This is a genomic window from Modestobacter marinus (genome assembly GCF_011758655.1).
In the GTDB taxonomy this organism is placed as follows: domain Bacteria; phylum Actinomycetota; class Actinomycetes; order Mycobacteriales; family Geodermatophilaceae; genus Modestobacter; species Modestobacter marinus.
On sequence record NZ_JAAMPA010000002.1, the window covers coordinates 843,568 to 857,448 of the forward strand.

Annotated in this window: 14 protein-coding genes and 4 tRNA genes; 7 read left to right on the plus strand and 11 right to left on the minus strand. The window is 73.5% G+C overall.

What is annotated here, in order from left to right; translation table 11 throughout:
• Positions 1-46: 46 nt before the first annotated feature.
• The 7 genes from FB380_RS19950 to FB380_RS19980 form a co-directional block, all read right to left on the minus strand.
• A complete protein-coding gene (locus FB380_RS19950) occupies positions 47-1,180 on the minus strand; it encodes a CapA family protein (RefSeq protein ID WP_229682172.1) in 1,134 nt (377 codons plus the stop codon).
• Between the two features lie 46 nt (positions 1,181-1,226).
• Entirely contained in the window at positions 1,227-1,784 is a 558-nt protein-coding gene (locus FB380_RS19955; protein ID WP_229682173.1) for an MOSC N-terminal beta barrel domain-containing protein, read from the minus strand.
• Positions 1,785-1,794: 10 nt separating this feature from the next.
• Positions 1,795-2,202 carry an HNH endonuclease gene (locus FB380_RS19960; protein ID WP_166757012.1) on the minus strand — a complete coding sequence of 136 codons (408 nt, stop codon included), beginning with the start codon at positions 2,200-2,202 and terminating at the stop codon, positions 1,795-1,797.
• Positions 2,203-2,300: 98 nt separating this feature from the next.
• A tRNA-Val gene (locus FB380_RS19965) sits at positions 2,301-2,372 on the minus strand.
• Between the two features lie 26 nt (positions 2,373-2,398).
• Positions 2,399-2,890 (minus strand): TIGR02611 family protein, encoded by a 492-nt coding sequence (locus FB380_RS19970; RefSeq protein ID WP_166757013.1) that lies wholly within the window; start codon positions 2,888-2,890, stop codon positions 2,399-2,401.
• 14 nt (positions 2,891-2,904) lie between these two features.
• A complete protein-coding gene (locus tag FB380_RS19975; RefSeq protein ID WP_166757014.1) occupies positions 2,905-3,804 on the minus strand; it encodes an anti-sigma factor domain-containing protein in 900 nt (299 codons plus the stop codon).
• Positions 3,801-4,418, minus strand: a complete 618-nt coding sequence (locus FB380_RS19980; RefSeq protein ID WP_208383708.1) for a sigma-70 family RNA polymerase sigma factor — start codon at positions 4,416-4,418, stop codon at positions 3,801-3,803. The genes FB380_RS19975 and FB380_RS19980 overlap by 4 nt, the downstream gene beginning before the upstream one ends.
• A 173-nt stretch (positions 4,419-4,591) precedes the next feature.
• On the opposite strand from FB380_RS19980, the gene FB380_RS19985 reads away from it, so the two are divergent.
• The 4 genes from FB380_RS19985 (at position 4,592) to FB380_RS20000 (ending at position 5,545) form a co-directional block, all read left to right on the plus strand.
• Positions 4,592-5,110, plus strand: a complete 519-nt coding sequence (locus FB380_RS19985) for an SsgA family sporulation/cell division regulator (RefSeq protein WP_166757016.1) — start codon at positions 4,592-4,594, stop codon at positions 5,108-5,110.
• A gap of 119 nt (positions 5,111-5,229) precedes the next feature.
• Positions 5,230-5,302 (plus strand) — tRNA-Gly (locus FB380_RS19990).
• A 44-nt stretch (positions 5,303-5,346) separates the two neighbouring features.
• Positions 5,347-5,417: transfer RNA gene (locus FB380_RS19995), tRNA-Cys, on the plus strand.
• 53 nt (positions 5,418-5,470) lie between these two features.
• Positions 5,471-5,545, plus strand: a tRNA-Val gene (locus FB380_RS20000).
• A 93-nt stretch (positions 5,546-5,638) separates the two neighbouring features.
• Here the strand turns inward: FB380_RS20000 and FB380_RS20005 are convergent.
• A complete protein-coding gene (locus FB380_RS20005; protein ID WP_166757017.1) occupies positions 5,639-6,130 on the minus strand; it encodes a VOC family protein in 492 nt (163 codons plus the stop codon).
• Positions 6,131-6,211: 81 nt separating this feature from the next.
• Positions 6,212-6,808 carry a dephospho-CoA kinase gene (coaE, locus tag FB380_RS20010; RefSeq protein ID WP_166757018.1) on the minus strand — a complete coding sequence of 199 codons (597 nt, stop codon included), beginning with the start codon at positions 6,806-6,808 and terminating at the stop codon, positions 6,212-6,214.
• 182 nt (positions 6,809-6,990) lie between these two features.
• Between coaE and FB380_RS20015 the strand changes: the two genes are divergently transcribed.
• Positions 6,991-7,248, plus strand: coding sequence for a hypothetical protein (locus tag FB380_RS20015; RefSeq protein WP_166757019.1), 258 nt, complete (start codon positions 6,991-6,993; stop codon positions 7,246-7,248).
• A 437-nt stretch (positions 7,249-7,685) separates the two neighbouring features.
• Here FB380_RS20015 and rpsA read toward each other — a convergent pair whose 3' ends face one another.
• Complete coding sequence (gene rpsA / locus FB380_RS20020) at positions 7,686-9,152, minus strand: 30S ribosomal protein S1 (protein ID WP_166757020.1); 1,467 nt, start codon at positions 9,150-9,152, stop codon at positions 7,686-7,688.
• A 233-nt stretch (positions 9,153-9,385) separates the two neighbouring features.
• On the opposite strand from rpsA, the gene FB380_RS20025 reads away from it, so the two are divergent.
• Both FB380_RS20025 and FB380_RS20030 read left to right on the plus strand, forming a co-directional pair.
• Positions 9,386-10,246 carry a class I SAM-dependent methyltransferase gene (locus FB380_RS20025; protein ID WP_166757021.1) on the plus strand — a complete coding sequence of 287 codons (861 nt, stop codon included), beginning with the start codon at positions 9,386-9,388 and terminating at the stop codon, positions 10,244-10,246.
• Between the two features lie 107 nt (positions 10,247-10,353).
• Positions 10,354-10,920 (plus strand): 2'-5' RNA ligase family protein, encoded by a 567-nt coding sequence (locus tag FB380_RS20030; RefSeq protein WP_166757022.1) that lies wholly within the window; start codon positions 10,354-10,356, stop codon positions 10,918-10,920.
• 178 nt (positions 10,921-11,098) lie between these two features.
• On the opposite strand, the gene polA is transcribed toward FB380_RS20030, so the two are convergent.
• A complete protein-coding gene (gene polA / locus FB380_RS20035; protein ID WP_166757023.1) occupies positions 11,099-13,843 on the minus strand; it encodes a DNA polymerase I in 2,745 nt (914 codons plus the stop codon).
• Between the last annotated feature and the right edge of the window lie 38 nt (positions 13,844-13,881).

Below are 13,881 nucleotides of genomic sequence, written 5' to 3' on the forward strand. Positions count from 1 at the left end.
ACCACGTGTGACAACCGAGACTAGTGCGCCGCCGTGCCCGCCCCGATCACCCCGGGACGATCGCCAGCCCGTCGGCGACCGCACCACGGGAGTCCAGCACCGCACCGATCCGCGCGGCGCTCTCCGGGTCGGCGGGCACCAGCCGGACGGCGTCGTCCCCGACCTCGATCCGCACCGGCACCGCCTCGGCCTCCGACACGGTGAACCGGCCGTCCTCGCCACGGGTGAAGGTGAACCGGGCGATCACCGAGTCCTCGGTGTCGTACCCGCGGGTGCTGTGCTCGGCCAGGTGGTTGCCCAGGCCGTAGGCCACCCACTCCCCGTCGACCTGCTCGAACGGCTGGACGACGTGCGCGTGGTGGCCGAGCACCAGGTCGACGTCCGGGGAGGCGAGCAGCGTGCGCACCGCCTGCTCCTGGGCCGCCGTCGGCTCGTGGTCGTACTCGGCGCAGCAGTGCACGCTGGCCACCACCAGCTCCGCGCCGGCGGCCCGGGCGGCGGCCGCGTCGGCCAGCACGCCGCTGACGTCGGGCACGGCGAAGGTGTCGACGGCGAAGGGCGCCTCGGCTGGGAGGGCCACCCCGTTGAGCGAGAACGTCGTGGCCACGTGCCCGACGCGCACTCCCCCGACGTCGACGACCACCGGCTGCTCGCTCTCCGCCGCGCTGCGGTGGGTGCCGGTGTGCGCGATCCCCGCGGCGTCGAGCGCGTCCAGGGTGCGGACCAGCCCGTCGAAGCCGTCGTCCAGGGAGTGGTTGGAGGCGGTGGAGCACAGGTCGTACCCGGCGTCGGCCAGGGCGTCGACGATCTCGGGCTGGACGGCGAAGGAGGGGTAGCCGGAGTAGGGGCCGCCCACCGGCGCGACCGGTGTCTCCAGGTGACAGATCGCCAGGTCGGCGGCCTGCAGCACCGGCGCGATCCCCGCGAAGACGGCGGAGAAGTCCCAGCTGCCGTCGGGCTGCTGCGCCCCGGAGGTGAGCGCGCGGCCCTGGTGCACCAGCACGTCCCCGGTGGCGACCAGGGTGAACGAGTCGGGGGCCGGCGGGGCCGCGGGCGCCGAGGACGACGGTGTGGCCGGCTCGGCGGCCGGGGTGGCGGGCGCGGCGGCCGGGGCCGGCTCGTCGCTGCCACAGCCGGCCAGCAGCGCCAGGAGCAGGGCCAGCGCAGCTCTCCGGGTCACGATCGGTGAGGTTAGCCACCACGGGCCCCGGCGCCGGTACGGGCGCTCAGTCGAGCAGCAGCACCGGGTCACCCTCGGCCACCAGGCCGGGGGTCCGGACCTCGGCGTACACGCCCAGGCAGTGCTTCGGGGTGCGGACCACGTCGAGCTCCGCGGTGCCGATCCGCACCCGCCGGCCGACCCAGGACCGCTCGTCCTGCCCGCCGCTCAGGTGCAGCAGCAGGTTGGCGCGCGGGTCGTCGGCCGAGCAGCCCTCGGGAACGTCGCCGGCCGCGGCCCGGTCGATCGCGGTGCGGGACACCAGGTGGACGGCGGCCGCGTCGACCTGCGGCCCACCCGAGGACGCGATCAGCCGGACCGGCCGGCCCAGCACCTCCGTCAGCGTGATCGTGTCCGCCTCGGTGTCGCCAGTGGGCACGACCTCACGCATCCGGGGGGTGATCTTCACGGTGACCCGCTCGCCGCTCCCGGCCTCCACCACCGACCACGCCCGGTCGCCGCGCAGCCCGGCGTCCGAGACCTCCGCGGCCGGGACCACCCGCCCGGCCAGGGACTTCACCGGGTACACCGAGATCTGGCCGACCTGCCCCACCGTGTCGCTCACCGCGCCGACGCTACGCGGGCCGGGACCGGGCGGCCTGCCCGGTCGGCGGGTCACCCCGGCGCCGCAGCCGGCGCAGCTGGGCCTCCAGGTAGGGCCGGGCCCGTCGCTGCCCACCGCGCTCGGCGATGGCGCCGTCCAGGGCGGTCAGCACCCGGTCCAGCCGGAGCTCGTCGGGGGTCCAGCCGCGCCGCTCGCACTCCTCCAGCCACGGGACCGGCGCGGTGTGCCCGCGCTCGGAGTTGCAGCGCCGGCAGGCGGCCACCTCGTTCTCCAGCCAGGACGGCCCGCCCTTGACCCGCGGCACCACGTGCTCGGTGGTCGGCACCACCTGCGGGCCGAAGGCCCGGCCGCACCACACGCAGGTGGGCCCGTCCCGCTCGACGGCGACCCGCAGTCGGGCCGCCCGGTCCAGTGCCATCGCCACCCATGGTGCGCCGCGCCCCGGAGTCGTGCCCCTGGGACGACGAAGGGGCCAGGATCCCCCGTCTCCGGGTTCACCTGGCCCCTTGCAGCCGGTGGGCGATACTGGGATCGAACCAGTGACCTCTTCGGTGTGAACGAAGCGCTCTACCGCTGAGCCAATCGCCCGGTGCGTCGAACATCTTGCCAGATGCTCAACGCCAGAGCGGCACCCACCCCGGCACCCAGTCCGGCACGCCGGTCAGGTGCAGGGTCACGAGCAGCACGCCGCAGACGAACGCCGCGGTCAGCGCGGCGACGGCCAGGCGCACGACCACCGGCTGGCGGTTCAGCCAGGCCGTCCACCGGGCCACGTGCCGACGGGTGAACTCCAGCACCCGCTCGGCCCAGGTGAACTCGGTGGCGAGCAGGAACAACCCTGCGATCACGGTCAGCCAGCCGGGCCCCGGCAGCGGGATGGTGACGATGCCGAAGGCCACGACCAGGCCACCGAGCAGCCCGACGCCGCCCCGGTAGGGGGTGTCCAGGCTGCGGCGGGCGGCGATCCAGCGGCGCCAGCCCGCCTCGGCGACCCGCTCGCGCAGGCTGTGCACGCCGTCGGCGTCGTACCGGGCGCGGCGCTCCTGAGCGGTCTCGGGCGCCTCCGGCTCCGGCCGGCCCGACACGTGCTCACCCGGCACCGCCATCGTGTCCTGTCCGTTCAGCTGGTCACCTGCCCGGTCGCGACGATGTCCGTCGGTTCCGACGGAGCCTGCCGACCGGGCTCGATGCTGATGCCGTACGCGGGGTACTCGTCCAGCCCGGTCTCCACCGAGCCTACGGTCCGCAGGTCCATCTCAGAAGTCACCACGTCGAACGTCCCGATGGCCACGGGGGGACCATCCGGCAACCCCCAGACGACGTAGGTGGTGTCACCGCTGTCGTTGACCGGCAGGCCGTCGGCCACCACCTGCAGCGCTCCGTCCCGGGCGACGACGGTCGCGACGTCCTCGCCGTCCTCCTCGGCCAGCGGGGCGATGACGGCCTGCCCGGGCTCCAGGAGGGCGTCGAGCACCCGGTCCTGCTCGGCCGCTGCGGCCACGGCCTCGTCGCGTGCGCTGGTCAGCGCGACGTTCCAGGCGCCCAGCGCCAGCACCGCCGCCACCGCGGCGGCGACCAACGCGGTCGGGAGCACCCGCCGCCACGCCGGGCGTGGATCGGCGACCCGGGTCGGCAGCGGCAGCTGGAGGTCCCGTGCGGACGTGCTGCCCGCACCGGTCGGCCAGGGGCCGGGCCGGTCGGCGGGCCGGGTCGGCGCCGCCGGTGGCTGCTCGCGCCGACGCCCGGCCGGGGGCGTCTGCGGGAGCTGCTCGGTCTCCTCGACCGCCGCGCGCAGGCGGTCCCGCAGCCCGTCCGACGGCTCGGCCGGTGGCAGGTCGCGGGACATCGCGGCCATCACCTCGGCGGTCTCGGCGACCGTGTCGGCACAGCGGTCGCAGTCGGCGAGGTGCGCGGCGAAGAGGTCCTCGTCCTCGGGCTCGAGCGCGTGCAGCGCCCAGCCGACGGCCAGCTCGTCCCAGCTGCGGTGCTCGTCGTCCCGGTTGCCCAGGGGGGCGGTCATCGGGGAGCTCCGTCGGCCGGGGTGACGCCGGTGCCGAGGGTGTCCTTGAGCCGGCGCATGCCGGCGAGCATCCGGGTCTTCACCGTCCCCAGGGGGATGCCGGTCAGGGCGGCCACCTCGCGCTGGGTGTACCCGCCGTAGTAGGCCAAGGTCAGCGCCTCCCGTTGCGGATCGGGCAGGGAACGCAGCGCCGTCCGCACCCGGCCGGCCTCCACCCGCTCCCACGCCTCGTCCTCGACGTCGTGGTTCTCGGTCGGTGCCGCGAGCGCCATGTCCTCCTCGGCCCGCGCGGTGCGGCGGCGCTGCGACTCCTCGCGGCGGACGGCGTCCACCGCCTTGTGGTGGACCATCGTCAGCACCCACGAGGCGACGCTGCCCCGGCTGCCGTCGAAGGCGCTCGGGTTGCGCCAGATGCCGAGGAAGACGTCCTGGAGCACGTCCTCGGCCAGCGTGTCGTCGGCCAGCACCCGGCGGGCCAGGGCGAACGCCGGGCGCCGGAAGCGCAGGTAGAGGTCATCGACCGCCGTGCGGTCGCCAGCCGCCATCCGGCGGACCAGCTCGAGGTCGGCGGCGCCGTCCTCGGGACTGCGCACTGGTCGGCTCACGAGGCCCATGGTCACACGTGGCGTTCGGCGCGTCGGCCCTGATCGGTTCGCCCCCTCACCACGGTCCCGGCGACCGCGGTGGGCCCGTGTCGGCTGGCCACGCGTGGGACGCATGTGACTGGTGTGACGCGACACGCCGGGACCATGCGTGACCGAGGGCAGTTCTGGGTCGTTAAGGAGGCATGGCTCGCCACTCGATGTCCGGTTGCACCGCACGGACGACGTTCCACCTCATCGGCCCCCAGTCCTGGACGGCGGTCCCGGCCGCGCTGGTCTACGACTCCACCGACCCGTTCGCCGTGCGCGTCCGGTTCGGCGACGACGACGACCGTGCCCACGACGACGGCTCCGCGTACGAGGCCGCCGGTGCCGACGACGCCGGCTCCGACACCGCCCCGGACGAGGACGGCGGCGTCGAGTGGCTGCTCAGCCGCGACCTCCTGCGCGCGGGCCTGGTCGGGCCGGTCGGCGAGGGCGACGTCCGGCTGTGGCCGGCACGCGGCGGACTGGACGTGCTGTTCCTGCAACTGCGCGCCCCCTCGGGCGAGGCGCTGTTCGAGGTCTCGGGGGCCGCGGTCGGCCAGTTCCTGCGCGAGACCGACGCTCTGGTCCCGGTCGGCACGGAGAGCGAGCTGATGCGGGTCGACGACGAGCTGACCGCCCTCCTGCGCGGCGGCACCGACAACCCCACGTCGCACTGACCCCCGCACGGCGCTGACCTGCAGGAACCCCCGTCCCGACACCCCCTGGACCCCCCGGGTTTGGAGCCCCAGAACGGGTCGGTTAGAGTTCTCCACGTAACGCGGACTTGATCCGCAACGCGGACGTGGCTCAGTTGGTAGAGCATCACCTTGCCAAGGTGAGGGTCGCGGGTTCGAATCCCGTCGTCCGCTCGGGAACCCCCGGGCGCTGGTCGCGAGACCGGCGCCCGGCCTGCGGTGGAGTGGCCGAGAGGCGAGGCAACGGCCTGCAAAGCCGTCTACACGGGTTCAAATCCCGTCTCCACCTCGTCTCCTCCACGGAGCACGAGTGTGGAGGCAGGCCGGTCGGCAGACCGGTAGGGGCGATTGGCGCAGCGGTAGCGCGCTTCCCTGACACGGAAGAGGTCACTGGTTCGATCCCAGTATCGCCCACCAGCACAGAAGGCCCCAGGTCCACGGACCTGGGGCCTTCTGTGCTGGTGGGCGACGGGTCCGCCGGCGACCTCGGGCTCCTGTGATCATCCCCACTCAGCCGACCGGCACACCGTCGGCCGCGGCACGCAGGGCAGCGAGGTCGAGCTTGCGCATCCCGAGCATGGCCTGCACGGCCCGCTGGGCCCGCGCCGGATCGGGGTCGGCGAACACCTCCGCCATGCCGGCCGGGACGACCTGCCAGGACAGCCCGTACCGGTCCTTGAGCCACCCGCACTCGCTCTCCTGTCCCCCGTCCCCGATGAGCCGGTCCCAGAAGCGGTCGACCTCGGCCTGGTCGGCGCAGTCGATCTGGAACGACACGGCCTCGGTGAAGGGGAACTGCGGTCCGCCGTTGATCCCCACGAAGCGCTGGCCGGCCACCTCGAACTCGACGCTCATCACCGACCCGGCCGGGCCGGGCGCGCCCTCCGGGTAGCGGGCCACGCTGAGCAGCCGGCCCTCCCCGAAGACGTCGACGTAGTAGTGCGCCGCCTCCTCCGCCTGGCTGTCGAACCACAGGTTCGGGACGATCTTCTGCTGCGCCATCTCGACTCTCCTCCGCGACCGGGACCCCGCACCGGGGCCTGCACGAGAGGACCGCGCCGGCCGGCGGAACTGATCGCGGGGTCAGCACGTCGCGGGCTCCACGTGCTCGGACCAGAAGCGATCCACCTGCGCGGCCAGCTCCTCCGGCGGACCGTCGTTGCGCAACACGACGTCGGCGACCGCCCGGCGCTGCTCGTCGGTGGCCTGGCTGGCGATCCGGGCCCGCGCGTCGGCAGCGGACAGCCCCCGGTCCACCAGCCGGGCGACCCGGGTCTCCGGGTCGGTCTGCACGACGAGCACCAGGTCGAAGGACGCCGCCTGCCCCGTCTCGACCAGCAGGGGCACGTCCTGGACCACGACCGACCCCGGCGGTGCCGCAGCGGCCAGCTCAGCTGCACGCGCGCGCACCCGGGGATGGACGATCGCGTCCAACCGGGCCCGCGCCGCGGGATCGGCGAAGACCACCGCGGCGAGCGCAGCCCGGTCCAGCGCGCCGTCCCCGGTCAGCACCCCGGGCCCGAACTCCTCGGCGATCGCGGCCAGCCCCGTCGTCCCCGGTGCCACCGCCTCGCGGGCGAGCCGGTCGGCGTCCACGACGACGGCACCCCGTTCGGCCAGCAGGGCCGCGACGGTGCTCTTGCCCGAACCGATGCCGCCGGTCAGCCCGATCTTCACCACGGTGCGACCTTAGGAGCAGCCCCGTCCTCGCGCAGGGTCCTCCCGCACGGCGAGGGCCCCTCAGGTCTCGGCGAGGTCACGGCCCCGGCGGCCCCGGCGCGTCGCACCAGTCACACCAGTCACAGGACCTACCTTTCGTCCCGGTGGACTTCCCCCGCCACAGGAGAGAGGCAGACCCGACCATGTCCCGTTCCACGCTCGATGGCGCACTGTCGACCGCTGGCACTCCCCGCCGTGGTCGGCACCGGATCGACGCCCCCGGCGGGGTGCGCTGCTCCGACCTCCCCGGCGTGCGCGAGCGCCTGCCGCAGGGCAGCCGCGGGGCCGCGTTCTTCCGCGCCCTGATGCCGAGCGTGCGCTCCGGTCGGCACACCTGGGACTTCCTGGCCAACGCCGGCGGTCGCCCGCGCACCGCGTTCGCCATCATCCTCAGCCTCTGACCCAGGTCCCGCCCGTCCCCACCGCCGGCGAGCTCACGGCAGGGGACGGCGGGAGGGCCTGACCGAGGGGCACCACCCCCGCTGCCTGCCCTGCGACGGCTCACGGACGAGCCGGCACGCAGCCGCGGTCCGACAGCTCACGGCCGAGCCCCAGGACCCGACGACCCCGTCGACCGCACGGTCGGCGGGGTCGTCGCCGTCCGGGGCCCACGGTCGGCGGAGTCGACGCCGTCCCGGCCCACCCTCCGTCAGCGGGCCGTCCCTGTCCGGGAAGGACGGTCAGCGGGCCGTCAGCGGCTGGCGACGCGGTCGTCCGGTCCGACGACGCCCAGGCTCGCGACGCGTGGACGGCGGCCACCTGGCGCAGAGACGACCGTGCGCCGCCCACCCGGAGGTGGACGGCGCACGGTCAGGTGCTGCTCAGACGAGCTGCGAGGTCACTCGCCGCCGGCGAGCTTGGCCCGCAGGGCCGCCAGCGCCTCGTCGGAGGCCAGGGTGCCACCGGTCGAGGGGGCGTCCGGCGCGTCGACCGGCTCGCTGGAGTAGCTGCCACCGGCCGCAGCCTCGGCGTCGGCCTCCTTGGCCGCCGCGATCTGCTTGCGGTGCGCCTCGAACCGGGCCTGCGCCTCGGCGTACTGCCGCTCCCACGTCTCGCGGGCCTCGTCGTAGCCCTCGAGCCACTCGCCGGTGGAGGCGTCGAAGCCCTCGGGGTAGACGTAGTTGCCCTGCTCGTCGTACTGGGCGGCCATGCCGTAGGCGGCCGGGTCGAACTGCTCCTCGTCGCCGACGACGCCCTCGTTGGCCTGCTTGAGGGACAGCGAGATGCGGCGGCGGTCCAGGTCGATGTCGATGACCTTGACGAGGATCTCGTCGCCGACCTGCACGACCTGCTCCGGGATCTCCACGTGGCGCTCGGCCAGCTCGGAGATGTGCACCAGGCCCTCGATGCCCTCGTCGACGCGCACGAACGCACCGAAGGGGACGAGCTTGGTGACCTTGCCCGGCACGACCTGACCGATCTGGTGCGTGCGGGCGAACTGACGCCACGGGTCCTCCTGCGTCGCCTTCAGCGACAGGGAGACCCGCTCACGGTCCAGGTCGACGTCGAGGACCTCGACGGTGACCTCCTGACCGACCTCGACGACCTCGGAGGGGTGGTCGATGTGCTTCCAGGACAGCTCGGAGACGTGCACCAGACCGTCGACGCCACCCAGGTCCACGAAGGCACCGAAGTTGACGATCGAGGAGACGACGCCCGTGCGGACCTGGCCCTTGGCGAGCTTGTTGAGGAACTCGCTGCGGACCTCGGACTGGGTCTGCTCCAGCCACTGGCGACGGGAGAGGACGACGTTGTTGCGGTTCTTGTCCAGCTCGATGATCTTCGCCTCGAGCTCGCGGCCCACGTAGGGCTGCAGGTCGCGGACGCGACGCATCTCGACGAGCGAGGCGGGCAGGAAGCCGCGCAGCCCGATGTCGAGGATCAGGCCGCCCTTGACGACCTCGATGACGGTGCCGGTGACGACCTCGTCGGCTTCCTTCTTGGCCTCGATCGTGCCCCAGGCGCGCTCGTACTGAGCCCGCTTCTTGGACAGGATGAGCCGGCCTTCCTTGTCCTCCTTCTGGAGGACGAGGGCTTCCACCTCGTCGCCGACCTTGACGACCTCGGTCGGGTCGACGTCGTGCTTGATGGACAGCTCACGCGAGGGGATGACGCCCTCGGTCTTGTAGCCGATGTCCAGCAGCACCTCGTCCCGGTCGACCTTGACGATCACGCCTTCGACGATGTCGCCGTCGTTGAAGTACTTGATGGTCTGGTCGATCGCGGCGAGGAAGTCCTCGGCGGTGCCGATGTCGTTGACCGCGATCTGGGGGGTGCTGTCGGGACGGACCTGAGTGGAGGTCATGTGGTCGAGTGCTCCGGACGGGGGATGCGTAGGGACAAGGAGTTCACCCGCGGGCCAGGCGGACCACGGGGAGGTTCACGGGAGACGGCGATGCCGGCCCTCGTGACGGAGGGCCGACGCCACAGACCTCTGGCGTGCCCACCATCGTACGGACCTGGCGATTGCCGGTCCACCAGGGGGCGGGCCCGGCCGGCCCGGTCACCCGCACGACGGCGTGTCACCATCGGCGCGTCATGGACAGCACCCCCGCGCACCCCTCCGCCGCCCCTCTCCCACTGGCCGTGGACGGGTACCCGGCAGCCGGTGGCGTGACCCGCCGGGCGGCCGGTCCGGCCGAGTCCGCCCGGGCGAACCGGGGCTGGTGGGACGCCGCCGCACCGGCCTACCTGGCCGAGCACGGCGGCGACCTCGGCGACGCCGACTTCCTCTGGTGCCCCGAGGGGCTGCGGGAGGCCGACGCGCACCTGCTGGGCGAGGTCGCCGGGCGCCGGGTGCTGGAGATCGGCTGCGGGTCGGCGCCCTGCTCCCGCTGGCTGCGCACGGCCGGCGCCTCCCCGGTGGCGCTGGACGTCTCCGGGGGCATGCTCGCCCGCGCGGCCGAGCTGAACCGGTCCACCGGCATCGCCGTCCCCCTGCTCCAGGCCGACGCGGGTGCGCTGCCCCTGGCCGACGCGAGCGTGGACCTGGCCTGCTCGGCGTTCGGCGGGCTGCCGTTCGTCGCCGACGCCACGGCGGTGCTGACCGAGGTCGCCCGGGTGCTGCGGCCGGGCGGACGGCTGGTCGCCTCGGTGAACCACCCGATGCGGTGGCCGATGCCGGACTCTCCCGACCCGGCCGACCTGCGCGTCGTCTCCTCCTACTTCGACCGCGCGCCGTACGTGGAGACCGACGAGGCCGGGACGACGGTGTACGTGGAGCACCACCGCACGATCGGCGACTGGGTACGGGCGGTCGTCGGCGCCGGGTTCGTGCTCGGCGACCTGATCGAGCCGGAGTGGACGCCCGGCCGCACCGAGACCTGGGGGCAGTGGTCCCCGGAGCGGGGTGCCCTGATGCCGGGGACGCTGATCCTGGTCTGCCACCTGCCCGGCTGAGCGGCGGGACCGGCCGCCGACCTGCCGATCGGGGTCCGGACCTGCGAGGCTGGGCCGCGACGCCGGGCCCGGCCCGGGACGCGGGACCGGAGCGAGGGAGCCACGCGGTGGACCAGACAGCACAGACCGTCCTGGAAGACGCCACCGAGAGCGCCGTGGTCGTGCTCGTCCCGGACGCCGACCCGCTGGTCGACGTACACCGTCAGCAGTTCGACGTGTCTGCCTCGTGGGGCGTGCCCGCGCACCTGGCGGTCATCTACCCGTTCGTCACCCCACGCCAGGTGGACGACGCGCTGCTGGACGGCCTGACCGAGCTCCTCGCCTCGGTGCCCGCCTTCGACTGCACGTTCACCAACACCGCCTGGTTCGGGGAGGAGATGCTCTACCTGGCGCCCGACCCCGAGGAGCCGTTCCGCCGGCTGACCCGGGTGGTGGCCGAGGCCTACCCCGACCACCCGCCCTACCGCGGCGCACACGGCGAGCCGAAGCCGCACCTGAGCATCGGGCAGCGTCGCCAGGGCGACCTGGCCGGCCTGCAGCACGCCCAGGAGGTGCTCTGCGCAGCGATGCCGCTGCGGACCCACATCGACACGGCCGCGCTGTACGCCGGCACGCGCGCGGCCGGCTCCTGGCAGCGGGTCTGCACCTTCCCCCTGGCCCGCGCCGCCGCCTGACCCCCTAGCTGACCGTCCCGCCTGTGGCCCCGGTGCAGGGGCCCACGCCGAGCCTGCGAGGCGTGGGCAGGAGGACCTCGTCCCTCTCTTCCCCCCTCGCACGCTCGGGGCGAGCCATGGCCCCGGTGCAGGGGCCCACGCCGAACCTGCGAGGCGTGGGGAGCCTCGGGGTCCTTCCTCAGTGGGCGGCGTCGTCCCAGCTGGTGCCGAAGCCGACCGAGACCTCCAGCGGGACCGACAGCTGCGCCGCGCCGGCCATCTCGCGCCGCACCAGCGCCTCGAGGGTCTCCCGCTCCCCCGCCGCGACCTCGAGCACCAGCTCGTCGTGGACCTGCAGAAGCATCCGCGAACGCAGCCCCTCGGCCGCGATGGCCCGCTCCACGTTGAGCATCGCCACCTTGATGACGTCGGCGGCCGACCCCTGGATCGGCGCGTTGAGCGCCATCCGCTCGGCCATCTCCCGGCGCTGCCGGTTGTCGCTGGTCAGGTCGGGCAGGTAGCGGCGCCGGCCCAGCGTCGTCTCGGTGTAGCCGGTCTGCCGGGCGTCGTCCACGACCCCGTCGAGGTAGTCGCGGATGCCGCCGAAGCGCTCGAAGTAGGCGTGCATCTGACCGCGCGCCTCCTCCGGGGTGATCCGCAGCTGCTGGGACAGCCCGTAGGCGCTCAGCCCGTAGGCCAGGCCGTAGCTCATCGCCTTGATCCGGCGGCGCATCTCCGGGTCGACCTGCTCGATCGGGATGTCGAACGCCCGCGAGGCGACGAAGGAGTGCAGGTCCTCACCCGACGTGAAGGCCTCGATCAGGCCGGCGTCCTCCGACAGGTGGGCCATGATCCGCATCTCGATCTGGCTGTAGTCGGCGGTCATCAGCGACTCGTAGCCCGAGCCCACGACGAAGGCCTGCCGGATCCGGCGGCCCTCGGCGCTGCGGATCGGGATGTTCTGCAGGTTCGGGTCGGTGGAGGACAGCCGGCCGGTCGCCGCGATCGTCTGCTGGTAGGTGGTGTGCACCCGCCCCACCTCGTCGACCATCGGGATCAGCCCGTCGATGACGGTGCGCAGCCGGGTGACGTCCCGGTGCCGCAGCAGGTGCTCGAGGAACGGGTGCCCGGTGGAGGCCAGCAACGAGGTCAGTGCCTCGGCGTCAGTGGTGTAGCCGGTCTTGTTCTTCTTCGTCTTGGGCAGCCCGAGCTCGTCGAAGAGGACCGCCTGCAGCTGCTTGGGCGAGCCGAGGTTGATCTCCTTGCCGATGACCGCGTAGGCCTCGTCGGCCGCCTCGGTCACCGCGGCCGCGAACTCGCGCTGCAGCTCGTGCAGGGAGTCCAGGTCCGCGGCGATGCCCCGGTGCTCCATGGCGGCGAGCACCCGGGTCAGCGGCAGCTCGATGTCCCCGAGCAGCTGGTCGCCGCCCTTCTGACCGAGCACCTGCTCCAGGGCGTCGGACAGGTCGTTGACCGCCACCGCCTTGAGCACGTCGGCGTGCGCGGCGGCCGCGGCGACGTCCTCCTCCGAGGGGCCGAGCCCGTCGAGGGTCAGCTGGCCCTCCGGCTCCGCGGCGTCCTTGAGCTCGCGGCGCAGGTAGCGCACCGCCAGGTCACCGAGGTCGAAGGAGCGCTGCCCGGGGTTGACCAGGTAGGCCGCGAGCGCGGTGTCACTGACCATGCCCTGCAGGTCCCAGCCGCGGTTCCAGACGGCCAGCAGCGGCCCCTTGACCTCGTGCACGACCTTGGGGGTCGCCGGGTCGGCCAGCCAGCCGGCCAGCGCCTGCTCGTCGGCGGCGTCCAGGTCGGGGCCCAGGTCGACGAAGGTGGCGTGGTCGTCGGCGGCGGCCAGCGCGAGGCCGGTGAGCTCGCCGACGCCCCGGCCCCACGTGCCCCGGAAGACGACGCCGGTGTGCCCGGTGCGTGCGTGGGTGGCGAGCCAGTCGCCCAGCTCACCGGGGGCGAGCCGGTCGGCGGTCACCTCGAACCCGCCGTCGACCTCTGGCTCCGGCGTGGCGAGGGTGGCGAAGAGCCGGTCGCGCAGCACCCGGAACTGCAGGTTGTCGAAGAGGGTGTGGACCTCGTTGCGGTCCCAGGGCTGGACGGCGAGGTCCTGCGGACCGACCTCGAGCGGCACCGCGCGGTCGAGCTCGGTGAGCCGGCGGTTCTGCAGGACGGAGGACAGGTGCTCCCGCAGCTTCTCCCCGACCTTGCCCTTGACCGTGTCGACCTGGTCGACCAGTGCGTTCAGCGACCCGTACTCGCGCACCCACTTGGCGGCGGTCTTCTCCCCCACGCTCGGGATGTTGGGCAGGTTGTCGCTGGGGTCGCCGCGCAGCGCGGCGAAGTCGGGGTACTGGGTCGGGGTCAGGCCGTACTTGGCCTCGACCTCCTCCGGGGTGAACCGGGTCAGGTCGGAGACGCCCTTGCGCGGGTACAGCACCGTGACGTGCTCGTTGACCAGCTGCAGCGCGTCCCGGTCGCCGGTGCAGATCAGCACGTCCATGCCCTGCTCGACCGCCTGCACGGTGAGGGTGGCGATGACGTCGTCGGCCTCGTAGTTCTCCGCGGTGATCACCGGCACGTGCAGCGCGCCGAGGACCTCCTGCACCAGGCTCACCTGCCCGCGGAAGTCGGTCGGGCTCTCCGCGCGGTTGGCCTTGTAGTCGGCGTAGATCTCGCTGCGGAAGGTCTTCCGGCTGACGTCGAAGGCCACCGCGAGGTGACTGGGCTGCTCGTCGCGCAGCACGTTGATCAGCATCGACGTGAAGCCGTAGACGGCGTTGGTCGGCTGCCCGGTGGTGGTGGAGAAGTTCTCCACCGGGAGGGCGAAGAACGCCCGGTACGCCAGCGAGTGGCCGTCGAGCAGCAGCAGCCGCGGACGGACACCGGGGGCCGGGTCGGAGGCTGTCGTGCTGGCTGGGGTGCTCACCGGTGCGGACATCGACCACGAGCTTAAGGGCGCCCACCGACACCCCGGGC